A 22,859-nucleotide genomic window follows, 5' to 3' on the forward strand; every position below is an offset into this window, starting at 1 on the left:
CCACCGACGACACCTGTGGAGCAGCCCGTGACCGAGCCCGCCGTCTCCTTCGAACTCCTCCCCGGTGCCGCCGAGTCGCCCGTACTGCTGCACGTGCCGCACTCGTCGCGGGCCGTACCCGCGGACGTCCGGGACGGCATCGTGCTGGACGACGCGGCGCTGGAGCGGGAGCTGGACCACATCACGGACGCACACACCGCCGAGATGGCCCTGCGGGCCACCGAGCGGGCGGCGCTCGCCCCGTGGCGGTTCGTGAACCGGCTGTCGCGGCTGGTCGTGGACCCCGAGCGGTTCCCGGACGAGCGGGAGGAGATGGCGGCCGTCGGCATGGGGGCCGTGTACACGCGGACCACGCACCGCGACGCGCTGCGGCGCGCGGGCACCGACCCCGAACCGCTGCTGGCCCGCTGGTTCCGTCCGTACGCCGCCGCCATGAGGGAGGCGGTGGCCGGACGGCTGGCCGCGACCGGGCGCGCCGTGATCATCGACGTGCATTCGTACCCCTCCGAGCCGCTCCCCTACGAGCTGCACGGGTCCGGGCCGCGTCCGCCGGTGTGTCTGGGCACGGACGCCTTCCACACCCCGCCGGAGCTGACCGAGGCCGCCCGCAAGGCGTTCGCGGGGTGCGGGGAGACGGGGCTGGACAGCCCCTTCGCGGGCACCTACGTGCCGCTGGAGTTCTACGGCACGGACGCCAGGGTCCGGGCGCTGATGGTGGAGATCCGCCGGGACACCTACATGTCCGAGCCGGGCGGACCCGCCGGAGCGGGACTGGACCGGCTGGCCGGCGCGCTGGCCGCGCTCGTCGACGCGGTGTAGGGCCGGGCCGGCCGGCCCGGGAGCCCCGGGCGCGCGGCGGTCACGTGTGCGTGCGGCCGTCCGGGCGGGCGCCGGCCCCGGGCCGGACGGCACGCATCGTCCGCAGGGTCCAGGCGCGGGTACGCGGCCCGCGCCTGCCTCGTGGCGCGGGCCGGTCCCCTCGCTGTACCCGGAAGTGGCCGGCGGGGGACGGGTCTCAGGCCCGCAGCCACTCCGTGACGATCACCTCCGCGCCGGTGCTGAGCCGCAGGGCGAACGGGCCGGCCGGCGGGGTCTCGCTGGTGAACCGGCCGAGGGTGTCGGCGGTGACCGGGCGGACGCTCTGCGGGCCGCCGAGCACCTCGATCCGCGCCGGCTGCGGCGGCAGCACCTGGCCGATCAGCCCGTCCGGGGTGACCTCCACGTCGACGGTCGTCTCGCCCGCGCGGAACGTCAGCATGCGCGACACGTCCACGACGCCCCTGACCGGCAGGGCGTCCACGAGCGAGTCGAAGGTCAGCTCGGCGAGCCGGGCGTCCAGATCATGCAACGCGAAGGCCTCCAGAGCCGATTGCAGCAGTTCGGCCGGTACGGGGTCGAGGACGGCGGCGGCCTGGCGCAGCTCCTCCTCCAGCAGCGCGTCCGCGAACGCGTCCGGGTCCGTACCGGGCCGGCCGGGCACCGGGTTCTCGTCGTTCACAGCGCACCCCGCGCATCCATCCGGGCCCGCAGCCGGCGCAGACAGCGCTGGCGCAGCGGACCGATACTGCCGACCGCGATGCCGAGCGCGGCCGAGATCTCCCCGTAACTGGGCGGCGGCGACGCCATGAGCACGCGCAGCAGCTGCCGGCAGCGCTCGCCCAGTCCGTCCAGCTCCTGCCAGAGCCGGCGGACCCGCTCGGCCCGGTCCGCCGCCTCCTCCGACTCGATCAGCGTCTCTTCCGGCGTCCGCTCCTGGCTGGCCCGGTCGAGCACCTGCGGATCGTCGGTCAGGGTCAGCCGCGCCAGTCCTCTGAGCACCTTCAGGCACTCGTGGCGGGCCGTACTGGCCAGCCAGGCACCGGCCTTGTCGGGTTCCCGGATCCGGCCCAGGTGCTGGGCGAAGCGGAACCACACGGTCTGGAAGACCTCGTGCCCGTCGGCGTCCGACAGCCGGTGGGCGCGCACCACCGACCACACCAGCGGACTCATCCCTTCCACCAGCGCCTTCCAGGCCGCCGCGTCCCCGTCGACGGCGGACTGGACCAACGCGCCGACCTCTGTTCGGTCCACGGTTCCACCCCTCGTGTACGGCACGTCATCGTACGCCGTGGAGCGGAGGGTTCCGGCCCTCATGCGGGCAGAGCCGGGACCACGACCGGGACGGGGCGCCAGGTCGGTGGAAAGAGCGCCGGGACGTGCGCCCCGCGCACCTGGGCCCGGTCCGTGGTGGCCGCGAGCAGCCGGGCGCCGGCGGTGCGCGGGTCGCGCTCCCCGTACGCCGTCATCCGGGCGGCGACGAGTCCGGCGGCGACCGGGGTGGCGAAGGACGTGCCGCTCCACTGGGCGAGGCCGTCGAACATCACCTGGTCCGGCTTGGCGCCGGTGCTCTCGCGGCCCTCGCTCAGCACGCCGGTGTGCCGCGGGTACTGGCAGGTGCAGGCGTAGTCGGCGCCGAACCGGCAGCTGTCGTAGCTTGAGTGCTGGTAGACGTACGGCACGGGGCCGGTGAAGCCGGTGAGGGCGCTGGTGAGGCGCTCACCGGGGGCGTGGACGCGCACCCAGGGGCCGTGGTTGCTGAAGCAGGCCTCGGACTCGCCGTCCGTGCGCAGGGCGCCCACCGACAGGACGGTGTCGGCGTACTCGGGCAGGGCGGCGTAGGCGGCGGGCCAGAACGGGATGTCGCTGCCGTTGTTGCCGGCGGCGGCCACCAGCAGCGTGCGCTGGGCGCTCAGTTCCCGCATGAAGGCGTCCAGGCCGATCAGCCCGTCGGTGTCCTCGCTGGCGGCGCCCGCGGAGAGGCTGATGATGTCGGGCCAGCCGTCCCGGTCGACCGCTTCGAAGAGCTTGCCTGCGAAGTCGGACTCGAGGACGGCGCCGGCGTCCTCGAGCGTGCCGCGGACGGTGATGTCGGTGTTGGGCGCCACGGCGGCGAGGATGCCGGCGATGAACGTGCCGTGTCCGACGTACTGGTGGAGCACGCCGTCGCCGTCGGTCTCGGTCAGCTGGGCGTCGCCGCTGGTGTGCGCGAGCAGCGGGTAGGAGAGGTGGTCGTGCACCAGACCGGTGTCCACCACGAGGACGCCGACCGCGGTGGCCGGGTCGTAACTGCCCTCGGCTGCCGCCGGGTTGGCGGGCCCGGTACGCGCGACGGGCACCGGCTCGTCGCCTGGGCAGGCGTTGACGGCGATGTGCACCACATGGTTGCGGCCGGCCAGCCGCCGGCCCCGGCGCCCCTCGGCCTCGCGCACCGCGCGCAGGGCGTGCGGCACGGTGTCCTCGCCCTCGGCCGGGTCGCCGACCCGGATGCGGGTGACACCGGTACGGCCGGCCTGCGGGCCCATGCGGCGCACGTGGTCGGGGACGAGACCCGCGGTCGCGGTGAAGTGCGTGCGCACGGCGTCCTCGACGAAGCGGGCCTCCTCCCCGTCCCGGACGAGGACGACGCCCTTCTCGTAGAGCAGCCCCGCGGAGTCGTCCGGCCCCATGGTCAGGGGAACGTCGGGCAGGGAGCGCTGGATGTGGTGGAACTGCTCGTGGAATCGCTGTGGTGCCATGTGGTGTCCTCCCCCTCGAGACGGTGTCCGACAGTGAGAGTCGGGGGGCCACCGTCTGATACAGCAGGCCACTACCATGCGAGACGTGACAGCGGGAAGCGAGTCGGTCCTCGAACTGCTGCCCATGGTGTTCGCCGACCCGGGCGAGGCCCGGGCCCGTGCCGAACACGTCCTGCGCGCGGGTCCGGCGCCCTTGTACGCCAGCGTGGCCCATCAGGTCCTCGGCATCTGGCAGCGGGACTTCGGCGATCTGCGGATCGCGCTCCGGCATCTGCGGCGGGCCCGGGACCTGGCCGCGCGCGCCGAGTCGGCCGACCGGGAGGCCGATGTCCTCGCCACGCTGGGGGTCGCACTGGTGCACGCGGGGCGCACGCGGCAGGGTCTCGCCTCCTTCGACCGGGGGGTCGCCCGGGGCTCCGGGCACACCCGGGCCCGGGTGCTGTACCGGAGGGCGTACGTGTGGTGGGTGCTGGGGCATCACCGGGAGGCGCTGGAGGACGTACGGCGGGCGCTGCCGGTGCTGCGGCAGGTCGCCGACGACATCTGGACCGCGCGGGCGCTGACCCTGCGGGCGACGGTGCACCTGGCGCTCGGTGCGGTGGACCGGGCGGTCGCGGACTTCACGGCGGCGGAGCGGCTGTGGGACACCACCGGCCAGGAACACGACAAGGCGGACGCGGTGGAGAGCCGCGGGCTGGCCGCGTTCCGGTCCGGGGACATCCCTGCGGCACTGCGGCTGCTGGACGAGGCCGAGGAGCGCTACGCCAAGCTGGGCACCCCGACCTACAACCTGTCGACCCGGCGCTGCGAGGTGCTGATGGCGGCGGGGCTCGCCCCGGAGGCGCTGGCCGAGGCGGACGCGGCGATCGCGCTGCTGGACCGGATCGGCGGGCAGTCCACCCGCAAGGCCGAGCTGCTGCACGCCGCCGCACGGGCCGCCCGCTCGGCCGGGGACGCGCACACCGCGATAGCGCGTGCGGCCCTCGCCGTACGGCTGTTCGCGGCGCAACGCCGCACGTGGTGGGAGACGCACGCCCGGCTGGTGCTGATCGAGGCGCGGGTGGCGGCCGGGCGCCGGTCGGGCCGGATGGTCGCGGACGCGGCGGCGGTCGCCGAGAAGCTGGCCTCCTTCGGCTCTCCCGCGGCCCCCGAGGCCTCGCTGCTCGCGGGCCGGATCGCGCTGGCGCTGGGCTGGACGGCGGACGCGGAACGGCACCTGGCGGTGGCCGCGCGCAGCCGGCACGGCGGGCCGCCGCCCGCCCGGATGACGGGCTGGGCGGCACAGGCGCTGCGGGCGCGGGCGGCCGGCTCGCAGAGGGGTGTGCTGGAGGCCTGCCGGCGCGGCCTGGACGTGCTGGACGACCACCGGATGACACTGGGCGCCTCGGAGCTACGCGCCCACGCGACCGCGCAGGGCGCCGAACTGGCCGCGCTGGCACAGGAAGTGACGCTCGCCCAGGGCGGCCCGCGGCGGCTGCTGGCGTGGAGCGAGCGGTGGCGGGCGACCGTGCTGTCCGCGCCGCCGACCCGGCCGCCGGACGATCCGGCGCTGCTGAGCGGACTGACGGCGTACCGGGAGATCGCCGCCCGTGCGGAGGCCGCCCGGATGGAAGGCCGTCCGGTGCCGGCGCTGGAGCGTGAACAGCGGCGTCTGGAACGCGAGATCCGCTCCCGCACCCGCCACATGGGCGGTGCCGCCGCCGACGCCGGTGACCGGTTCGACGCGGCCCGGCTGCTGGACCGGCTCGGTGACGCGCGGCTGGTCGAACTGGCCGTGGTCGACGGCCGGGTGCACGTCCTGCTGTGCGGGCAGGGGAAGGTACGGCGGTTCGCGGGCGGCTCGTTGGCGGAGGCGGTGGCGGAGGCCGAGCATGTGCAGGCGGGGCTGCGCCGGCTAGCGCACCCGGGGGCCGAGGCACGGCTGCCGCTCGTGGAGGCGGCCGGGCGGCGGCTGCAGGAACTGCTTCTGGCCGGGGCCGCGGCGCAGCTCGGCCCGGGGCCGGTGGTGATCGTGCCGCCGGGGGCACTGCAGCGGGTGCCGTGGGCGCTGCTGCCGGCGTTGCGGGAGCGGGTGCTCAGCGTGTCGCCGTCGGCGGGCAGCTGGCTGCGCGCCCGGGAGACGGCGCCGCCGCCGGAGGGGCGGCCGGTGCTGGTGCGTGGTCCCGGCCTGGCGACGGGCGGCGCGGAGGTGCCCGAACTGGCGGACCGGTACGGCACGGCGACGGTCCTTGAGGGCGACGAGGCCCAGGTGCCCCGTGTCCTGGCGGAGCTGGACGGCGCGGGTCTCGCGCACCTCGCGGCGCACGGCACGTTCCGCGCCGACAGTCCCCTGTTCTCGGCGCTGCGGATGGCCGACGGTCCGCTGATCGTCCACGACTTCGAGCGCCTGGCCCGCAGCCCGTACCGGATCATCCTGTCCAGCTGCGACACCGCCCGGCTGGCCTCGGTCGGCGCGGACGAACTCCTCGGCGTGGTCACGGCGTTGCTGCCGCTGGGCACCGCCGGTGTGGTGGCGAGCAGCGCGCCGGTCAACGACGCGGCGGTGGTCACGCTGATGCTCGCCCTGCACAAGGGCCTGGATGCGGGCCTCTCCCTGGCCGAGGCCCTGCGCGACGCCCGCGCGGCCCTGCCCGGGGACGCGGTGCACCAGGCGACGGGCTGGGCGTTCGCGGCGTTCGGAGCCGCGTGAGACGGTTCCCCGGCGGGCTGCGACAACCGGGCGACCCGGCGGGCTACGAAAACGGGGCGACCCGGCGGGCTGCGAAAACGGGGCGACCCGGCGGGCTGTGAAAACGGGGCGAGGGACACACGGAACCGGCCGACCGGCCCCGGACGCCCCACAGCCGCCGCAGCACCGACGGGCCCCGGTGTCCCACAGCCGCCACCGCCCCGACGGACCCCGGTGTCCCACAGCCGCCACCGCCCCGACGGACCCCGGCATCCCACACCCGCCACAGCCCCGACGGGCTCGGTGTCCCACAGCCGCCGCGGCCGCTACGCCGGTTCCGTCTCGGGCACGTCGACCAGCCAGGGCAGCGCCCCCCGGTCCCCGTTACCGAGCCGCGTGTACGCGCTGTACAGGTGGTTTCCCACGGTCCGCACCGACAGGGTCAGCTTCTCCGCGATCTCGCGATTGCTCAGTCCCTGCGCCGCGAGAGCGACGATCTGCCGTTGCCGCGCGGTGAGTTCGCCGAGGAAGAGCCCGGTGAGGGCGGGTGTGCGGGCGCCCTGGCAACGCCGGGCCAGCGCGACCGCCCGGGTACGGGACAGCCGCGCGGCCCGTGGGTCCCGGTGGACGCGTACGGCCTGTGCGTGGGCCTCCGCCGCGTACAGCAGGAAGCCCCGTTCGGCCAGGGCTTCCGCGGCCCGGTCCAGCGCGGCGGCGTCGCCCCGGGCGAGCGCGTCGGCGTGCCGGGCGAGCACGCTGCCGGCCGGCAACCGGCCGACCGCCCGCTCGGGCGCACCCGCGCGTACGGCGCCGTAGACCCCGTGGACACCGTCCGGTTCGGCCGCCTCGCCCGACCCGCCGTCCGCCAGCCGGAGTTCTCGGCGGCACCCGGGATCCGCCGGAGTCGCCCGCAGCCCCTCCCGGGCCCACGCCGCCGCCTCCCGCAGTTCGCCCCGCAGCCGGGCGAACCGGGCGCGGACCTCGGCGTACCCGGCCGGCAGCGGGCCGCCCTGTGCCACCAGCCACTCCCCCACCGGCGTCGGCACCGGCCGGACGTCGAACTGCTCCATCCGCCGCAGCAGGCCGTGCTGTTCGGCCGCGAGGGCGGGGCCGTGGGCGTCGGCGGCGCGGCCGAGGCGCCGGGCCCGCAGCCTGCCGGCCGTGGCGCGCAGCGCGGGGCCGTGCAGCGGGTGGGCGAGGGTGACGGTGCCCTGCTCGTCGACGTGGACCAGGCCGTCCGCCTCCAGGCCCTCGAGGACGTCCAGGTGCAGCTCGTCCAGGGGCACCGGCAGCGGCTCGGCGAACGCGAGGCGTTCCAGGACGGCGCGTTCGCCGGGGCCGGACCGCTCCAGCACCGGGGCGAGGCGCTCGCGGACGGCCGGGGTGAGCGGCAGCGGACCCCGCCAGGCCAGTTCGCCGGTGCCCGGGACGGCCGTCAGCCGGCCGGACCCGGCGAGCGCCGTCACCAGGTCGCGCAGCAGCCGCAGATCGCCCCGGCAGGCCTGGTGCAGCCGGCGCACGGTGAGCGGTTCGAGACCGGCTCCGGCGAGCATCCGGGCGGTGTCCTCGCGGGTCAGCGGGTCGAGCGCGAGACGGGGCAGCAGCTCGCCCGTCCACAGCCGGGACACCGCGCCCGGCGCGGGTACACCGTCCGCCGCGGCCACCATCAGGCGTGTGTGCCCGTGGACGGCCAGCTGGTGCACCAGGGCGGCGGACGTCTCGTCCAGCAGCTGCGCGTCGTCCACGACGAGGAGCCGTACGCCGGACAGCATCCGGACCGCGCGGTGCAGCGAGACGGTGTCGGGCAGCAGGTGCGCGAACGCCGCGAGGGGGAGGTCCCGGGCCTCTGGGGTGCCCGTCACCCGGACGTGGTCCGTGCCCCGGACCGCCTCCGTGATCAGCCGGGTCTTGCCGCGGCCCGCCGGGCCGGTCACCACGATGCCGGGCCGGCCGGCGGCCTGGGCACCGCGCACCAGTTCCAGTTCGCCCGCCCGGCCGGTGAACGGCCAGGGCATTTCCAGGGCTTTCGCGTCCTGTCCGTAAGTGCTCACATCATCCAGAGCGCGGCTACTCAGGTTTGATACAGGGCGACTTGAGTAGCCTCCGACTCAGGTGCCGGCGGCGCCGGGCGGGCAGTCTTGGCGCATGACCCGACGCCTCTGCTCGCTTCCGCGGCAGCCGGCCCCCTGCTTCGCACCGGGGCTGACGGCCGAGCGGCTCGGTGCGCTGCTCGCCGGGCGGCGGATGTGGGTCGACGGCACCGTCCTGCACTACTGCTTCCTCGACGCCCCCTGCGACGCCTCGGCGATCCCGGTCCCGGGGACCGGCGAACTGCGCCGGGTGCCGTGGGCCGGCGGCGAGGAGCAGCGGGACGTGGTCCGGGCGTGCTTGCGCGAGTGGCAGGACCTCGGCATCGGTGTGACGTTCACCGAGGTCGGCGACCGGCACGAGGCGGAGCTGCGGATCGGGTTCCAGACCGGTGCCGGGTCCTGGTCGGCGATCGGCCGGGACGCACTGTCGGTCGGCCGGGGCGAGCGCACCATGAACCTCGGCTGGGACGTGACCGCGCCCGGGGAGCGCGGGACCGTCCTGCACCAGATCGGGCATGCGCTCGGCATGGTGCACGAGCACCAGAGTCCGCACGCCGGGCTCCACTGGGACGACGAGGCCGTGTACGCCGAGCTGGCGGGCCCGCCGAACCACTGGAACAGGGAGACGACGTACGCGAACGTGCTGCGCCAGTTGGACGCCTGTGAGGCGGGCGGCTCGGTGTGGGATCCGCAGTCGGTGATGACGCTGCCGTTCGGGCCGGGGCTGGTGCTGGAGCCGGAGCAGTACCGCGGGGGACTGCGTCCGCCCGGCACCCCTTCCCCGGCCGACAAGGAGTTCGTGCTCCGCTGGTACCCGCCCGCCGGGGCCGGCGGGCCGGCCGCGCTGGTGCCGTTCCGGTCCGCGCCGCTCGGGCTCGGACCGGGCGAGCAGGCCGACTTCACCGTCGAGCCGCCGGAGACCCGCGACTACACCGTGGGCACCTTCGGTGACGCCGACACCGTGCTGGTCCTCTTCGAGGAGCGCGACGGGGAACCGCGCTTCCTCGCGGGACACGACGACGGCGGCACGCCGGACAACGCCGCCGTCCGGGTCCGGCTCGTCAAGGGCCGCCGCTATGCCGTCCGGGTCCGCCTGTACTCCACGTGGGGGTCTGGAGAGACGGCGGTCATGTGCTGGTGACGGCACATGGACGGCGCACCGACGGCACGGAGCCACAGTCCGGCACCGGGGGAACGGGCGCGGACGTCACCTACGGGGGAGGTGACGTCCGCGCCCACGCCGTTCCCTGCCCGTCACCGGGTGGTCCACGCCGTTCCCGGCCCGTCGTCCGGTGATCCACACCGCTGTCCGCCCGCGATCGAGTGCCCCGAGGCCCTGCGCGGCACCGTCCGACAGCACCGGACTCACGACGCGGCGCGCTCCGCGGAGCCGGCGGTCCTGCGGTCGGGCCGGTGGCCGGGGTGGGCGAGGCCCAGGTGGTCACGGAGGGTCGTGCCCTCGTAGTCGGTGCGGAACACGCCCCGCTCCTGCAGGAGCGGGACCACCTGGTCGGCGAACGGGTCGAGTCCGCCGGGCGTGATGTGCGGGACCAGGATGAAGCCGTCGGCGGCGTCCGCCTGCACGAAGTCGTTGATGTCACGGGCCACGGTGGCCGGGGAGCCGACGAAGGTCTGCCGGTTGCCGGTGTTGATGACCAGGTCCCGGATGGACCACTTGTTGGCCTCGGCGAGCTGCCGCCACTCGCGGGCGACGGCGACCGGGTCGCGGTACATCCGCACCTGGGCGCGGCCCCGGGAGATGTGCTCCTCGCTCACCACCGGGTCGACGTCGGGCAGCGGGCCCTCCGGGTCGTAGGCCGACAGGTCCCGGTTCCAGACGAACTCCAGGTGTTTGATGGCGGTCGCGCCACTGACCTGCTGCCTGCGCACCTCGCGGGCGAGTTCGGCGGCCTCCTGGTCGGTGTCGCCGAGGACGAAGGTGGCGGCGGGCAGGATGAGGAGCTGGTCGGGGCGGCGGCCGTACGTGGCGAGGCGGGACTTGACGTCGGTGTAGAAGGCCTGGCCCTCCTTCAGCGTGGAGTGGCGGCTGAAGATCGCGTCCGCGTCGGACGCCGCGAAGTCACGGCCCTCCTCGGAGTCGCCCGCCTGGAAGATGACCGGGCGGCCCTGCGGGGAGCGCGGGACGTCGAACCGGCCGTGGATGTCGAAGTGCTGCCCGCGGTGCACGAAGGCGCCGGCCCGGGCGTCCCGCAGGAAGGTGCCGGTGGCGCGGTCCGCGAGTATCTCGTCACCGCGCCAGGAGTCGAAGAGTTCGTGGGCGGTGGCGAGGAACTCCCGGGCGCGGCTGTAGCGCTCCTCCTGGGGCAGGAAGCCGCCTCGGCGGAAGTTCTCGCCGGTGAAGGCGTCCCAGGAGGTGACGACGTTCCACGCGGACCGGCCGCCGGAGAGGTGGTCGAGGCTCGCGAACTGCCGGGCGACCTCGTAGGGCTCGTTGAAGGTGGAGTTGATGGTGCCGGTCAGTCCGAGCCGGTCGGTGACGGCGGCGAGCGCGGCCAGCACGGTGAAGGTGTCCGGGCGGCCGACCACGTCCAGGTCGTAGACGGTGCCGCCCTGTTCGCGCAGCCTGAGTCCCTCGGCGAGGAACAGGAAGTCGAACTTGGCCCGTTCGGCGGTCCGGGCGAAGTGCACGAAGGAGCTGAACTCGATGTGGCTGCCGGCGGCCGGGTCGCTCCACACGGTGGTGTTGTTGACGCCGGGGAAGTGGGCGGCCAGGTGGATCTGCTTCAGCGGCTTGCTCATGGTCGTGCGGTCCTCCCGGCTCAGGCGACGGCTGCGGAGTAGCGGTTGGCGGGGCGGGCGAGGCCGAGGAGGCCGCGCAGGGTGCCGGATCCGTAGGCGTCCCGGAAGCGGCGGCGGCGCTGGAGTTCGGGGACCAGGTCCCGGGTGATCCGGGGCAGGTCGTGGCCGGCGACGGCGGGCCGGAGCCGGAACCCGCTCAGCCCCTGCTCGGCCGACTCCTCGAGCACGTCGGCGAGTTGCCGGGCGGTGCCGGTGAAGACCGGGGCGTCGCCGGTGTACGGCTCGCCCGCGAGCGCGTCGAGGCGGTCGCGGCGGGCCTCCGCCTCCGCCCGGCTGTCGTCGAGGAGGACCAGGAGGTCCCCGAAGACGTGCAGGGTCTGCCCGGCCCGGCCCGCCGCCTGCTGCTCGGCGCGGATCTCGGCGACGATCGCGCGGGCCTGTGCCGTGTCGTGCGGGGTGACGTAGCCGATGTCGGCCTGGCGGGCCAGGAGCCGGTAGGGGACGGTCCCGTGGGCGAGTGCGGTGACCGGCGGCTGGCCCTGCGGCGGCCGGGGCGTGATCGAGGGACCCTTGACGCTGAAGAAGCGGCCCTCGAAGCCGATGTGGTGCAGCTTGTCCCGGTCGATGAAGCGGCCGGTCGCCGCGTCCCGGATCTCGGCGTCGTCCTCCCAGCTGTCCCAGAGCCGGCGCACCACTTCCACGTGGTCGGCGGCCTCGTCGAACAACTCGGTGATCACCTCTTGGGCGTACGGGGTGCCGAGGCTGTCGATCCTGCGGATGGTACGGCGGCCGAAGTGCGCGGCCTCGTCCTGGCGGGCGGTGATCCGCACGCGCAGCCCCGCGCGTCCCCCGCTGATGTGGTCGAGGGTGGCGATCGCCTTGGAGATGTGGAACGGCTCTGTGTGCGTGGCAACCACGGTCGGGACCAGGCCTATGTGCCGGGTGAGCGGCGCGACCCGGGAGGCGATGAGGACCGCGTCGAGCCGGCCGCGGACCCGGTCGGTGCGCTCGTCGGCCGCCCACGGGTGGTCGGACTGCGGGCCGAGCCCGTCCTCGATGGTGACGAAGTCGAGCAGGCCGCGTTCGGCCTCGGTGATCAGATCGGTCCAGTAGCCGGCGGTGAACAGGTCCCGGGGGCGGGCGGCCGGCTCGCGCCAGGACGCGGGGTGCCAGCCGGTGCCGTCCAGGGCGACGGCGAGGTGCAGGTGCGCGGGAGGAGTCGAGGACACGTCGGTGCCTTCCTTGATGTCCGTGCGGGAGACACCGGCTCGCGCGGCGGTCCCGGTGTGGGCGGGCGTCGGCGGCCCGGGGCGCTCGGGTGTGTCGCCCCGGGGGCCGGACGCCTCAGGAGTTGGTCAGCGGCAGACCGGGCGGGTTGACCTGGGACTTGGCCACGGCTTCGGCGGAGAGGTGGTAGGCGGCCAGCCACTTGGCGTACTGCCCGTTCTCGATGAGGTGGTTGACGGCGTCCGCGATGGGCTCGGCCAGCCCGCTGTCCTTCTTGGTGGTGGCCGCGATGAGGCCCTGGAGGCTCGCGCCGGCGCCGGAGTAGGTGCCCGCGCTGCGGGTGGCGTTCGGGGAGCCGGCGCTCTGGGCGATGTGGTAGGCGACCCCGGGGTTGGCGGCGAGGTAGGCGTCGATCTTGCCGCCGGTCAGCGCCAGGTGGGTGGCGTTCTTGCTCGGGTAGTGCTTGACGGTGAGGGTCTTGCCCTGCTTCCTCAGTTTCGCCTGCCACTCCAGCAGGATCTTCTCCTGGTTGGTGCCGTTGTCGACGGCGACGGTCAGGCCGGCGAGGTCGCGGTAGTCGCCGTCGAAGTTCCAGGTGCTCTTCTTCAGCACCTCGAAGCCGACCTCGTCCTTGCGGTAGGAGGCGAAGTCGTACTTCTTCTTGCGTTCCTCGGTGTCGGTGATGTTGGCGAAGCCGACGTCGGCCCTGCCGCTGTCGATCCCGACGAACATGTTCTCCCAGGTCGCGTTGGACAGTTCGGGTTCGAGGCCGAGGACCGCGGCGACCAGGCGGCCGAAGTCGGGTTCGGCGCCGGTGAGGGTCTTCTGGTCACCGCCGACGTAGGCGAGCGGCGGGAAGCCGTCGGGCAGGGCACCCACCACGATCTTCAGGGTGCCGCGCCTGCGGACCGAGGCGGGCAGTTCGGCGCTGATGGACTTCACCTCGGAGACCTTCAGCGTGGTCTCCCGCGCCGCGCCGTTGGACACCCGGCCCACGGTCACCGTGCCGGCGGAGTCGGTGGTGACGGCGGCGTCGCTGTCGCCGCCGCAGGCGGTGAGCCCGGCGGCGAGTGAGGCGGCGACGGTCAGCGCGGTGAGGCCGCGGAGCAGGCCGCGTCGGGAGAACTGGGTGGGCATGGCTGTCCTTGTCGTTCGGGGAGGTTCGGTAAGCGGGGAGCGGGGGGGCGGGCGTCAGAGGACCTTGCCGAGGAAGTCACGGGTGCGCTCGTGCCGGGGGTGGTCCAGCACCTCGGCGGGCGGGCCCTGTTCGACGATCCGTCCGCCGTCGATGAAGACGATCCGGTCGGCGACCTCGCGGGCGAAGCCGATCTCGTGGGTGACGATCAGCAGGGTGGTGCCGCTGCTCGCGAGGTCCTTGATGACGGAGAGCACCTCGCCGACCAGTTCCGGGTCGAGGGCGGAGGTCGGTTCGTCGAAGAGGATGATGCCGGGGCGCAGGGCGAGCGCGCGGGCGATGGCGACCCGCTGCTGCTGGCCGCCGGACAACTGTCGCGGATAGGCGTCGGTGCGGTCCTCGAGACCGACCCGGGTGAGCAGTTCCCGGGCGAGTGCGCGGGCCTCGGTCCTGGGGAGCCGGCCGGTGGCGACGGGTGCGGCGGCGACGTTGTCCAGGACGGTCAGGTGCGGGAAGAGGTTGAAGTTCTGGAAGACGAAGCCGATCCGGCTGCGCTGGGCGAGGATGGCGCGCTCGCTCAGCTCCTTGAGCCGGCCGCCGCTGCCGCGTCGCACGCCGATCAGTTCACCGCCGACGCTGACGTGGCCGATCTCGGGTTTCTCCAGATGGTTGACGACCCGGAGCAGGGTGGACTTGCCGGAGCCGGAGGGGCCGATGACGACGGTGACCTCGCCGGGGCGCACGGTCAGGTCGATGCCGTCGAGGACCCGGTGGGTGCCGTACCACTTGTGGACGTCGTGCACCTCCAGGGCGGCCGGGGCCGGCTCCGGGGCGTGGGTGTGGGTGTGGGTGTGGGTGCTGGTCATACGGCGGCCTCCCTGCGCAGCCGGGCCCGCAGGCCGGTGAGGGCGGCCCGCGCCCGCTGCAGCGGGGTCGGCGGCAGGCTGCGGGTGGCGCCCCGCGCGAAGTACCGCTCGACGTAGAACTGGACGACGGACACGGCGCTGGTGAGGATCAGGTACCAGACGGTGGCGACGAGCAGCAGCGGCACGATGTCGCCGGGGTAGGTGCTGCCCATGGTCTGGACGGTGCCGAACAGGTCGAGCAGCGACACGTAGAACACCAGGGACGTGCTCTTGACCAGGCCGATGAGCTGGTTGACGTAGTTCGGGGTGATGGACCGCAGAGCCTGCGGGAGGACGATCCGGGTGAACTGGTAGCGCCTGGGCAGTCCGAGGGCAGCCGCGGCCTCGTGCTGGCCCTGGTCGACGGAGAGGATGCCGCCGCGGACCACCTCGGAGGCGTAGGCCGCCTCGTTGAGGCTGAGCCCGAGGACGGCGACCGCCATGTCCGAGGCCAGTTCCGACTCGTCGAAGGTGACGAAGGCGGGGCCGAAGGGGATGCCCAGGCTCACCGTCTTGTACAGGGCGCTGAAGTTGTAGAGGAAGATCAGGACGACGATGAGCGGCACCGAGCGGAACAGCCAGGTGTAGGTCCAGCTCACGGCGCGCAGCACGGGGCTGCCGGACTGCCGGGCGAGGGCCAGCAGGACGCCGCCGAGGAGGCCCAGCACCGCGCTGAGGGCGGTCACTTCGAGGGTGACGAGGAGCCCGTCGAGGAGGGTGGGACGCAGGAACCAGTACCGGAAGCGGTCCCACTGGTAGAAGGGGTTGGTGGCCAGCCCGTGCAGGACCTGTGCGGCCAGGACGAGCACCAGGGCTCCGGCGATCCACCGGCCGGGGCGGCGCAGCGGCCGAACTCGTTGTGCGGAAGGAGACTTTGACGGTGTGTCGGCAGGCGGCGCCCCGGCGAGGGAGACGGCGGCGCCTGAGGATTCGCTCATGGCGGGCTCCGGCGGAATGGGGTCACCCCGGGACCGCGGACGGACGGGTGCGGACGCGTCGGCACTACGGCACGGGGCGACGCACGGGCACGCGCGGAAACCAGGGGCTCGGGCGGGCAGCGGCACACGGCGGAGACGGTGTGCGGCAGGAATGCGAGGCTGGCGGAACGCGGGGGCTGGGAGGAGGGGTCAGCCCCGGCGGCGGGCAGAGCCCGGTGCGGTACACAGCGCGCTGTTCACGCGGAGCAGATCGACGGCGCGGTCGGCGACGAGGAGGCCGGTGGACGACGGCACGCGACCCTGGGGGCGGCTCGCGGCCGTCCTGGGAGCTGCGTGCATGGCGTCACCTGTCACTGTTCCGGCCCCGTGAGGCCTCGCGCTTACCGAATACGTCGTCCGGTCCGGTCGTCACCTGGGGCACCCCACCGCGGTGCGAGGGTTGCCGGTCAGCGAGCCAGGGCTTGGCGCTGACGCTCTTGACCGTTCTGGGCCACAAGTAAGGCAGTTGCTCATTCGAATGTCAACGGCCGTCCGTTTGGCGGACGGCCGGGCTACCCCTCTCACCTGCGAGAAGCGTCGGATCCGTCCGCCGCGTGCCCTGCCCAGTCCAGGATCTGGACGGCGGCTCCGGCGGCCTCCAGGCCCTGGCAGCGTCCGTGGTGGCGGCGGGCGATGCCGTCGAGGTCGAGGTGGTGGCCGAACTCCGGGCGTGCGGCCAGCCGGCGGGCAAACGCCCACAGGGCGCGGTGGCCGGCGATGCGGTGCACGGCGCTGGCGTCGAGGTGGCATCGGTGCACGGTGTCCAGCTGCACCAGGGACACCCACAGTCCGATGTCGGCGGCGGTGAGCCGGTCGCCGACCAGGTACTCCCCCGATCCGAGGCCCCGTTCCAGCCGGCCCAGGGTGTCCAGCAGCGTCTCCAGGGCCGCGGCCTGCTCATCCGGGCCGGACCCGGCCCGTCCCGCGCGCTGTGCGGCCTCCCCGATGCCTTCGGCACACATCCGTTCGACGGCTTCTACGACGGACTCCAGGCCGGCGGGGTACAGGCAGGCACGGCCGTCCTGCCGGAACCGGTCCAGGTCACGCAGGATGTCGGGAGCATGGGTGCTGACGATCCGTCCGGACCAGTCGTCGCCGAGGACGGGCCCGAGCGCCGGGCCGGTGTAGTGGTGGGCGCTCGCCCGGTACAGGGGGCGCAGTGCCGTGTGGCCGCCGTCGGGACGGTCCGGGACGGCCGGCAGCAGGGTGACCGGACAGCAGGTCTCCAGGCCGAGCACGCTGTGTCCGACGGCGAGGCGCAGCCCGTCGGGACAGGCCGTCGAGAGATGGAGCCGGTAGCGGTGCGGCACGGCGTAGTGGCCGCTGCGCGCGTCCGGGCCGATCCGGCCCCGGAACACGGGCGCGGCGCGGTGGGCGGACGGTACGGCGGCGAGCGGAGCGATGGACATGCGTCTCCCCTGGTGGTGGGCGTGCGGACGGGCCGGCCGGCATCGGCGTGGCCGGTCGGTGGGCGCGGGTGCGAGGGGCCGCGCTCAGCGGCGCGGGCCGATGGCGCTGCAGACGCGCAGCAGGTCGATGTGACGGCGGGAGGTCAGCAGGGGGGCGCACCACGGCGGTGCACACGACGGCGCCCGGCCCGCCCGGCCACCGACCGTCTTCAGCCGCACCGTCATTCCCTACCCATTCACTAGGATTCCTACCGCGAGTGTCGAGCCGGACTCCTGCGACGTCAAGGGGGCGTCCACGCCCGGGAATCGGGGTCTGCCCGGCCGGGCAGACCGAGGACCTCCCCGAAGGGACTCCGGGGTCTCCTCAGTGTCAGAAACATGTGACATAGTACTGCGCGTGACGAAGCGACTGGTCTGCGACGTCGTGGTCGTGGGGGCGGGAATGGTGGGCGCGGCCTGTGCGCTGTACGCCGCACGCGCCGGCGTCGACGTACGGCTGGTCGACCGGGGTCCGGTGGCCGGCGGCACCACCGGTGCGGGCGAGGGCAACCTGCTCGTCTCCGACAAGGAACCCGGCCCGGAACTCGAACTCGCCCTGCTGTCGGCCCGGTTGTGGGACGGGCTCGCGGCGGAACTCGGGGCCCCGGTCGAGTACGAGCCCAAGGGCGGTCTCGTGGTCGCCGCCACGCCCGGCACCCTGGCCGCGCTGGCGGACTTCGCCGCGGGCCAGCGGTCCGCCGGGGTCGCGGCAGTACCGGTCGAGGCGGACCGACTCCACGACCTGGAACCGCACATGGCACCCGGCATGGCGGGCGGGGTGCACTACCCCCAGGACGCCCAGGTGATGCCGGCGCTGGCCGCCGCCCACCTGATCCGTGTCTCCCGCGCCCGGCCGCACCTGGGCCGCACCGTGACCGGGGTGCTGCGCACGCCCGACGGCGCCGTGCTCGGCGTGCGCACCGACCGGGGCGACATCCACGCGCCGGCGGTGGTGAACGCGGCCGGCACCTGGGGCGGCGACCTCGCCGCGCTCGCGGGCGTACGGCTGCCGGTGCTCCCCCGGCGCGGTTTCGTGCTGGTCACGGAGCCGCTGCCGCATATGGTCCGGCACAAGGTGTACGCCGCCGACTACGTGGCCGACGTGGCGAGCGACTCCGCCGCCCTGCGCACCTCACCGGTCGTGGAGGGCACGGCGGCCGGTCCGGTGCTGATCGGCGCGACCCGCGAACGGGTGGGCTTCGACCGCTCGTTGTCGCTCCCCGCGGTACGCGCGCTGGCGGCCGGGGCGATCGGACTGTTCCCGTTCCTGGAGCGGGTCCGCGCGCTGCGCGCCTACGCGGGATTCCGGCCGTACCTGCCCGACCATCTGCCCGCGATCGGCGCCGACCCCCGAGTGCCCGGGCTGTTCCACGCCTGCGGGCACGAGGGCGCGGGCATCGGACTCGCCCCGGCCACCGGGCAGTTGATCGCGCAGGCGCTCACCGGCGGGACGCCGGAGCTGGACCTCGCGCCGTTCCGACCGGAACGGTTCGACACCGACCGACCGGAACGGTCCGACGCCGGCCCACCGGAACGGTTCGACACCGACGGAGGCGGCACCTCGTGAATCCACTGGAGTTGACCCGGGCCAGGCCCGGAGAGCCCTTCACCGTCACCTTCGACGGCCGGCCCGTGGCGGCCCTGCCCGGGCAGACGGTCGCCGCGGCCCTGTGGGCCGCGGGTGTGACGGCCTGGCGCAGCACCCGCGGCGCGGGCCGGCCCCGCGGCGTCTTCTGTGGGATCGGGGTGTGCTTCGACTGCCTGGTCACCGTGGACGGCCGCCCGAACCAGCGCGCCTGCCTCGTCCCCGTGCACCCGGGCGATGAGATCCGCACACAGGAGGGCACGGGACAGGACGATGCGCGACCGGGGGAAGCGGGGCCGGCCCGTGACTGAGCCACCGCACCTCGCCTCCGCCGGCGAGAAGCAGAACCGGACCGGGACCGGGCGACCGCACCTCGCCGTCGTCGGCGCGGGTCCGGCGGGCCTCGCCGGGGCCCTGGCGGCGGCCGCACGAGGCATCCGCGTGACCCTCGTCGACGCGGCCGGCCAGGCCGGCGGGCAGTTCTACCGGCAGCCCGCGCCGGCCCTCGGCGCCCGCCGCCCGCAGGCCCTGCACCATCAGTGGCGCACCTGGGTACGACTGCGGGACGGCCTCGACCGACACCGCACGTCCGGCCGGATCACCCACCGGACGGATCATCATGTGTGGTGCGTGGAACGGGACTGCGCTTCCGGGCGCTTCCGCGTGCACGCGCTGCTCGGGCCCGCGCAGGAGGAGGGCGGTACGGTCGACGCCGACGCCGTCCTGCTGGCCACGGGTGGTTATGAGCGGGTACTGCCCTTCCCCGGCTGGACCCTGCCCGGGGTCGTCACGGCGGGCGGCGCGCAGGCCATGCTCAAGGGCGGCCTGGTGCTGCCCGGCCGCACGGCCGTGGTCGCCGGAACGGGCCCGCTCCTGCTGCCGGTGGCCACCGGGCTCGCCGCGGCCGGCGCCCGGGTGGCGGCGCTGGTCGAGTCCGCCGGCCCCGCCGCGCTGCTGCGCCGGGCGCCCGCGCTGGCCGCCCAGCCAGGCAAACTCGCCGAAGGCGCCGGGTACGCGGCCCGGTTGCTCCGGCACGGTGTACCCGCCCTGGTCCGGCACACCGTCGTGGCGGCGCACGGCACGGACCGGCTGGAGGCGGTCACGGTGGCCGCGCTCGACCGGACCGGTCAGATCCGGCCCGGCGGCACCCGGCGCGTGCCCTGCGACACCCTCGCCGTCGGTCACGGCATGCTGCCGCACACCGACCTCGCCGAAACCCTCGGCTGCACCCTGTCCGGCCCTGCCGTACGGGTCGACGGCGAACAGCGCACCGACGTGCCCGGTGTCTGGGCCGCCGGGGAGGCCACCGGTGTCGGCGGCGCGGCCCTCGCGCTCGCCGAGGGACACATCGCCGGCCGCTCGGTCGCCGCCCGTCTGCACGGCACCGTCCCCGACCCGGGCCGGTGGGCCGCCGCCGCCCGGACCCGGGACCGGCTGAGGAAGTTCGCCGCGGCCCTCGACGCGGTGTACGCGCCGCCAGCGGGCTGGGCCGCGGGGGTCACGGACGACACGGTGGTGTGCCGCTGCGAGGAGGTCACCGCCGGGGAGGTCCGCGTGGCCGCCGGCCCGCTCGGCGCGGGCGATCTGCGCACCGTGAAGCTGCTGACCCGGGCCGGGATGGGCTGGTGCCAGGGCCGGATGTGCGCGCCCGCGGTCGCGGGTCTGACCGGCTGTCCGCTCACCCCGGGCCGCCGGCCGTTCGCGCGGCCGGTCCCCCTGGGAGTCCTGGCCGCCCTGCCCGACGCCGACGGAACCGGCCCGGACCGAAACGGCCCGGACTGATCGGCCCCGACCCGGCTGCCGGCCCGATCGACGGCCCGAGTCGAGTCCGCCCTGTAATATGTCACACCTCATTGGATGGGGGATCACCCATGGCACACCCGCAGGTCCGTCCCTGGCGCGGCATCCTCGTCGCCACCGCCCTCCCGCTCCGCGACGACCTCTCCGTCGACCACGACCGCTACGCCGCACACTGCGCCTGGCTCGTCGCGAACGGCTGCGACGGTGTCGTACCGAACGGCTCGCTCGGGGAGTACCAGGTACTCACGCCCGAGGAGCGCGCCCGGGTGGTGGAGACCGCCGTGAGCGCGGTCGGCGGGGAACGGGTGATGCCGGGCGTCGCCGCGTACGGCTCCGCCGAGGCCCGCCGCTGGGCCGAGCAGGCGGGCGAGGCCGGCTGCGCGTCGGTGATGCTGCTGCCTCCCAACGCCTACCGCGCCGACGACCGGTCCGTGCTCGCCCACTACACCGAGGTCGCCGAGGCGGGCCTGCCGGTGGTGGCGTACAACAACCCGATCGACACCAAGGTCGACCTGGTGCCCGAACTTCTCGCCCGGCTGCACGGCGAGGGACTGATCCACGCCGTCAAGGAGTTCTCCGGCGACGTACGCCGCGCCTACCGCATCGCCGAACTCGCCCCGGAGCTGGACCTGTTGGCCGGCGCCGACGACGTGCTGCTGGAGCTGGCGGCGGCCGGCGCCAAGGGCTGGGTGGCCGGGTACCCCAATGCGCTCCCCCGGGCCTCGGCGGAGCTGTACCGTGCCGCGGTGGCCGGTGACCTCACCAGCGCCCTCCCCCTCTACCGGCAGCTGCACCCGCTGCTGCGCTGGGATTCGAAGGTCGAGTTCGTGCAGGCGATCAAGCTGTCCATGGACGTCGTCGGACAGTACGGCGGCCCGGTGCGCCCGCCACGTGTCCCCCTGCTGCCCGAGCAGGCGGCCGTGGTCCGTGCGGCCACCGAGAAGGCCGTCGCCGCGGGCCTCGGATAAGGGGGCGGGACCGATGCGCAGCACACTCGTCCTGCACGCCGTCGGCTCGCACACCGAGGGCATGCCGACCCGCGTGATCACCGGCGGGATCGGCACCGTCCCCGGTGCCACGATGAACGAACGGCGCCTGTACTTCCGCGAGCACCGCGACCACATCAAGCAGTTGCTGATGAACGAGCCGCGCGGCCACTCCGCGATGAGCGGCGCGATCCTGCAGCCGCCGGCCCGCCCCGACTGCGACTGGGGCGTCATCTTCATCGAGGTCTCCGGCTACCTGCCGATGTGCGGGCACGGCACGATCGGGGTGGCGACCGTGCTGGTCGAGACCGGCATGGTGGAGGTCGTGGAGCCGGTGACCACGATCCGGCTGGACACCCCGGCAGGAGTGGTGGTCGCCGAGGTGGCGGTGGAGAACGGCGCCGCGCGGAACGTGACGCTGAGCAACGTGCCCTCGTTCGCCGCCGGCCTGGACCGCGAGATCACCCTTCCCGACGGCCGCACGGTCACCTACGACCTCGCCTACGGCGGCAACTTCTACGCCGTCCTCCCGCTGGACGCCTTCGGGCTGCCCTTCGACCGTGCCCGCAAGGACGACATCCTGGCGGCGGGCCTGACGCTGATGCGGGCGATCAACGAGCAGGCGGAGCCCGTGCATCCGGAGGATCCGTCGATCCGCGGCTGCCACCACGTGCACCTGTACGCGCCCGGCGCCACGGCCCGGCACTCCCGCCATGCCATGGCCATCCATCCGGGCTGGTTCGACCGCTCCCCGTGCGGCACGGGGACGAGCGCACGCATGGCGCAGTTGCACGCGCGCGGTGAACTCCCGCTGCACACCGAGTTCGTGAACGAGTCGTTCATCGGGACCCGGTTCACCGGGCGGCTGCTGGGGACGACGGAGGTCGCCGGGATGCCGGCCGTGCTGCCCAGTTTCACCGGCCGCGCCTGGGTCACCGGCACCGCTCAGTACCTGCTGGACCCCACCGACCCGTTCCCGGAAGGATTCGTCCTCTAGACTCGCCGGGTGATGCGTGACATGGCACCGGACCGGCAGGGCGCCGACCTGCCCGCACTCCCCCGGCTGGGCGGCCGGCGGAGCAGCTACCGCGAGCGGGTCGCCGACGCGCTGCGCGCCGCGCTGATCGCGGGCGAGCTGCGCCCCGGCGAGGTGTACTCGGCGCCCTCGCTCGCCGCCCGGTTCGGCGTCTCGGCGACGCCGGTGCGGGAGGCGATGCTGGACCTGGCCAAGGAAGGGCTGGTCGACACGGTACCCAACAAGGGCTTCCGGGTCACCGCCGTCTCCGACGCCCAGCTGGACGAGTACACGCACATCCGCTCGCTCATCGAGATCCCCACCGTGGTGGAGCTGGCCCGCACGGCCGACCGCGTCTCGCTGGAGGCGCTGCGCCCGGCGGCCCGGGAGATCGTCACCGCCGCGGTGGCGGGCGACCTGATCGCCTACGTCGAGGCCGACACCCGTTTCCACCTCGGTCTGCTCGCGCTGGCCGGCAACGCCCACCTGGTCGAGGTGGTCGCCGACCTGCGCGGCCGCTCCCGCCTGTACGGCCTGACCGCGCTGGTGCAGGCCGGCCGGCTGCTCGCCTCCGCCGAGGAGCACCTGGAGCTGCTGGACGCCCTGCTGGAGCGGGACGAGAAGGCCGTACGGGCGGTCATGACGCGGCACCTGGGACACGTCCGCGGTCTGTGGGCCTCCGCGGACTGAGCGGCTCCGGATCCGCTGC

At 74.5% G+C, this 22,859-nt stretch carries 20 protein-coding genes and 1 riboswitch; of the genes, 9 read left to right on the forward strand and 11 right to left on the reverse strand.

Going from position 1 to position 22,859, the window contains the following annotated elements; genetic code table 11:
• The first annotated feature begins 27 nt into the window (after nucleotides 1–27).
• The gene (locus JK359_RS36325) at nucleotides 28–819 is read left to right on the forward strand and encodes an N-formylglutamate amidohydrolase (RefSeq protein ID WP_201843894.1); all 792 of its coding nucleotides are present in this window, start codon (nucleotides 28–30) and stop codon (nucleotides 817–819) included.
• A 196-nt stretch (nucleotides 820–1,015) separates the two neighbouring features.
• Here the strand turns inward: JK359_RS36325 and JK359_RS36330 are convergent, their stop codons facing one another.
• Genes JK359_RS36330 through JK359_RS36340 form a run of 3 tightly spaced genes read right to left on the reverse strand, consistent with a single transcriptional unit; the run spans nucleotide 1,016 to nucleotide 3,554 of the window.
• A complete protein-coding gene (locus JK359_RS36330; protein WP_372445526.1) occupies nucleotides 1,016–1,498 on the reverse strand; it encodes a hypothetical protein in 483 nt (160 codons plus the stop codon).
• Nucleotides 1,495–2,133, reverse strand: a complete 639-nt coding sequence (locus tag JK359_RS36335) for an RNA polymerase sigma factor (protein WP_201843895.1) — start codon at nucleotides 2,131–2,133, stop codon at nucleotides 1,495–1,497. The genes JK359_RS36330 and JK359_RS36335 overlap by 4 nt, the downstream gene beginning before the upstream one ends.
• Complete coding sequence (locus tag JK359_RS36340; RefSeq protein WP_201843896.1) at nucleotides 2,130–3,554, reverse strand: S8/S53 family peptidase; 1,425 nt, start codon at nucleotides 3,552–3,554, stop codon at nucleotides 2,130–2,132. The genes JK359_RS36335 and JK359_RS36340 overlap by 4 nt, the downstream gene beginning before the upstream one ends.
• Before the next feature lie 76 nt (nucleotides 3,555–3,630).
• Here JK359_RS36340 and JK359_RS36345 point away from each other — a divergent pair, with 76 nt between their 5' ends.
• Entirely contained in the window at nucleotides 3,631–6,243 is a 2,613-nt protein-coding gene (locus JK359_RS36345; protein ID WP_236679000.1) for a CHAT domain-containing protein, read from the forward strand.
• 305 nt (nucleotides 6,244–6,548) lie between these two features.
• Here JK359_RS36345 and JK359_RS36350 read toward each other — a convergent pair whose 3' ends face one another.
• The gene (locus JK359_RS36350) at nucleotides 6,549–8,273 is read right to left on the reverse strand and encodes a LuxR family transcriptional regulator AbsR2 (RefSeq protein WP_201843898.1); all 1,725 of its coding nucleotides are present in this window, start codon (nucleotides 8,271–8,273) and stop codon (nucleotides 6,549–6,551) included.
• Nucleotides 8,274–8,367: 94 nt separating this feature from the next.
• Between JK359_RS36350 and absR1 the strand changes: the two genes are divergently transcribed.
• Nucleotides 8,368–9,453, forward strand: coding sequence for a beta-glucuronidase AbsR1 (gene absR1, locus JK359_RS36355; protein ID WP_201843899.1), 1,086 nt, complete (start codon nucleotides 8,368–8,370; stop codon nucleotides 9,451–9,453).
• Between the two features lie 224 nt (nucleotides 9,454–9,677).
• Here the strand turns inward: absR1 and JK359_RS36360 are convergent, their stop codons facing one another.
• The 7 genes from JK359_RS36360 to JK359_RS36390 form a co-directional block, all read right to left on the reverse strand.
• A complete protein-coding gene (locus JK359_RS36360) occupies nucleotides 9,678–11,072 on the reverse strand; it encodes an NtaA/DmoA family FMN-dependent monooxygenase (protein ID WP_201843900.1) in 1,395 nt (464 codons plus the stop codon).
• A gap of 20 nt (nucleotides 11,073–11,092) precedes the next feature.
• Nucleotides 11,093–12,301 carry an LLM class flavin-dependent oxidoreductase gene (locus JK359_RS36365; protein ID WP_201843901.1) on the reverse strand — a complete coding sequence of 403 codons (1,209 nt, stop codon included), beginning with the start codon at nucleotides 12,299–12,301 and terminating at the stop codon, nucleotides 11,093–11,095.
• A gap of 115 nt (nucleotides 12,302–12,416) precedes the next feature.
• Entirely contained in the window at nucleotides 12,417–13,436 is a 1,020-nt protein-coding gene (locus JK359_RS36370) for a transporter substrate-binding domain-containing protein (protein WP_201843902.1), read from the reverse strand.
• 54 nt (nucleotides 13,437–13,490) lie between these two features.
• Complete coding sequence (locus JK359_RS36375; protein ID WP_201843903.1) at nucleotides 13,491–14,300, reverse strand: amino acid ABC transporter ATP-binding protein; 810 nt, start codon at nucleotides 14,298–14,300, stop codon at nucleotides 13,491–13,493.
• Nucleotides 14,297–15,277: an amino acid ABC transporter permease gene (locus JK359_RS36380; protein ID WP_201843904.1), complete on the reverse strand. Its 981-nt coding sequence runs from the start codon at nucleotides 15,275–15,277 to the stop codon at nucleotides 14,297–14,299. Before JK359_RS36380 ends, JK359_RS36375 begins: the two co-directional genes overlap by 4 nt.
• Before the next feature lie 371 nt (nucleotides 15,278–15,648).
• A riboswitch (SAM riboswitch) is annotated at nucleotides 15,649–15,759 on the reverse strand.
• A 78-nt stretch (nucleotides 15,760–15,837) separates the two neighbouring features.
• Nucleotides 15,838–16,725 (reverse strand): glutathione S-transferase C-terminal domain-containing protein, encoded by an 888-nt coding sequence (locus JK359_RS36385; protein ID WP_201843905.1) that lies wholly within the window; start codon nucleotides 16,723–16,725, stop codon nucleotides 15,838–15,840.
• Nucleotides 16,726–16,809: 84 nt separating this feature from the next.
• Complete coding sequence (locus JK359_RS36390; RefSeq protein ID WP_201843919.1) at nucleotides 16,810–16,950, reverse strand: putative leader peptide; 141 nt, start codon at nucleotides 16,948–16,950, stop codon at nucleotides 16,810–16,812.
• A gap of 172 nt (nucleotides 16,951–17,122) precedes the next feature.
• Between JK359_RS36390 and JK359_RS36395 the strand changes: the two genes are divergently transcribed.
• From JK359_RS36395 to JK359_RS36420, 6 genes are all read left to right on the forward strand, one after another.
• Complete coding sequence (locus tag JK359_RS36395) at nucleotides 17,123–18,331, forward strand: NAD(P)/FAD-dependent oxidoreductase (protein ID WP_201843906.1); 1,209 nt, start codon at nucleotides 17,123–17,125, stop codon at nucleotides 18,329–18,331.
• Complete coding sequence (locus JK359_RS36400; protein WP_201843907.1) at nucleotides 18,328–18,660, forward strand: (2Fe-2S)-binding protein; 333 nt, start codon at nucleotides 18,328–18,330, stop codon at nucleotides 18,658–18,660. The genes JK359_RS36395 and JK359_RS36400 overlap by 4 nt, the downstream gene beginning before the upstream one ends.
• A complete protein-coding gene (locus tag JK359_RS40290) occupies nucleotides 18,653–20,131 on the forward strand; it encodes an FAD-dependent oxidoreductase (protein ID WP_307788434.1) in 1,479 nt (492 codons plus the stop codon). Before JK359_RS36400 ends, JK359_RS40290 begins: the two co-directional genes overlap by 8 nt.
• 89 nt (nucleotides 20,132–20,220) lie before the next feature.
• The gene (locus tag JK359_RS36410) at nucleotides 20,221–21,117 is read left to right on the forward strand and encodes a dihydrodipicolinate synthase family protein (RefSeq protein ID WP_201843909.1); all 897 of its coding nucleotides are present in this window, start codon (nucleotides 20,221–20,223) and stop codon (nucleotides 21,115–21,117) included.
• A gap of 13 nt (nucleotides 21,118–21,130) precedes the next feature.
• Nucleotides 21,131–22,132: a proline racemase family protein gene (locus JK359_RS36415; RefSeq protein WP_201843910.1), complete on the forward strand. Its 1,002-nt coding sequence runs from the start codon at nucleotides 21,131–21,133 to the stop codon at nucleotides 22,130–22,132.
• Between the two features lie 21 nt (nucleotides 22,133–22,153).
• A complete protein-coding gene (locus JK359_RS36420) occupies nucleotides 22,154–22,840 on the forward strand; it encodes a GntR family transcriptional regulator (RefSeq protein ID WP_372445527.1) in 687 nt (228 codons plus the stop codon).
• Nucleotides 22,841–22,859 lie beyond the last annotated feature (19 nt).

Source organism: Streptomyces actinomycinicus, from assembly GCF_016741775.1.
In the GTDB taxonomy this organism is placed as follows: domain Bacteria; phylum Actinomycetota; class Actinomycetes; order Streptomycetales; family Streptomycetaceae; genus Streptomyces; species Streptomyces actinomycinicus.

Excerpts from the sequence above, each read along its gene's own strand:
- JK359_RS36335 (WP_201843895.1), bottom strand. The coding sequence starts at position 2,133 with ATGAGGGCCGGAACCCTCCGCTCCACGGCGTACGATGACGTGCCGTAC.
- JK359_RS36340 (WP_201843896.1), bottom strand. The coding sequence starts at position 3,554 with ATGGCACCACAGCGATTCCACGAGCAGTTCCACCACATCCAGCGCTCC.
- JK359_RS36345 (WP_236679000.1), top strand. The coding sequence starts at position 3,631 with ATGCGAGACGTGACAGCGGGAAGCGAGTCGGTCCTCGAACTGCTGCCC.
- absR1 (WP_201843899.1), top strand. The coding sequence starts at position 8,368 with ATGACCCGACGCCTCTGCTCGCTTCCGCGGCAGCCGGCCCCCTGCTTC.
- JK359_RS36360 (WP_201843900.1), bottom strand. The coding sequence starts at position 11,072 with ATGAGCAAGCCGCTGAAGCAGATCCACCTGGCCGCCCACTTCCCCGGC.
- JK359_RS36370 (WP_201843902.1), bottom strand. The coding sequence starts at position 13,436 with ATGCCCACCCAGTTCTCCCGACGCGGCCTGCTCCGCGGCCTCACCGCG.
- JK359_RS36375 (WP_201843903.1), bottom strand. The coding sequence starts at position 14,300 with ATGACCAGCACCCACACCCACACCCACACCCACGCCCCGGAGCCGGCC.
- JK359_RS36380 (WP_201843904.1), bottom strand. The coding sequence starts at position 15,277 with ATGAGCGAATCCTCAGGCGCCGCCGTCTCCCTCGCCGGGGCGCCGCCT.
- JK359_RS36385 (WP_201843905.1), bottom strand. The coding sequence starts at position 16,725 with ATGTCCATCGCTCCGCTCGCCGCCGTACCGTCCGCCCACCGCGCCGCG.
- JK359_RS36390 (WP_201843919.1), bottom strand. The coding sequence starts at position 16,950 with ATGACGGTGCGGCTGAAGACGGTCGGTGGCCGGGCGGGCCGGGCGCCG.
- JK359_RS36410 (WP_201843909.1), top strand. The coding sequence starts at position 20,221 with ATGGCACACCCGCAGGTCCGTCCCTGGCGCGGCATCCTCGTCGCCACC.
- JK359_RS36415 (WP_201843910.1), top strand. The coding sequence starts at position 21,131 with ATGCGCAGCACACTCGTCCTGCACGCCGTCGGCTCGCACACCGAGGGC.
- JK359_RS36420 (WP_372445527.1), top strand. The coding sequence starts at position 22,154 with ATGGCACCGGACCGGCAGGGCGCCGACCTGCCCGCACTCCCCCGGCTG.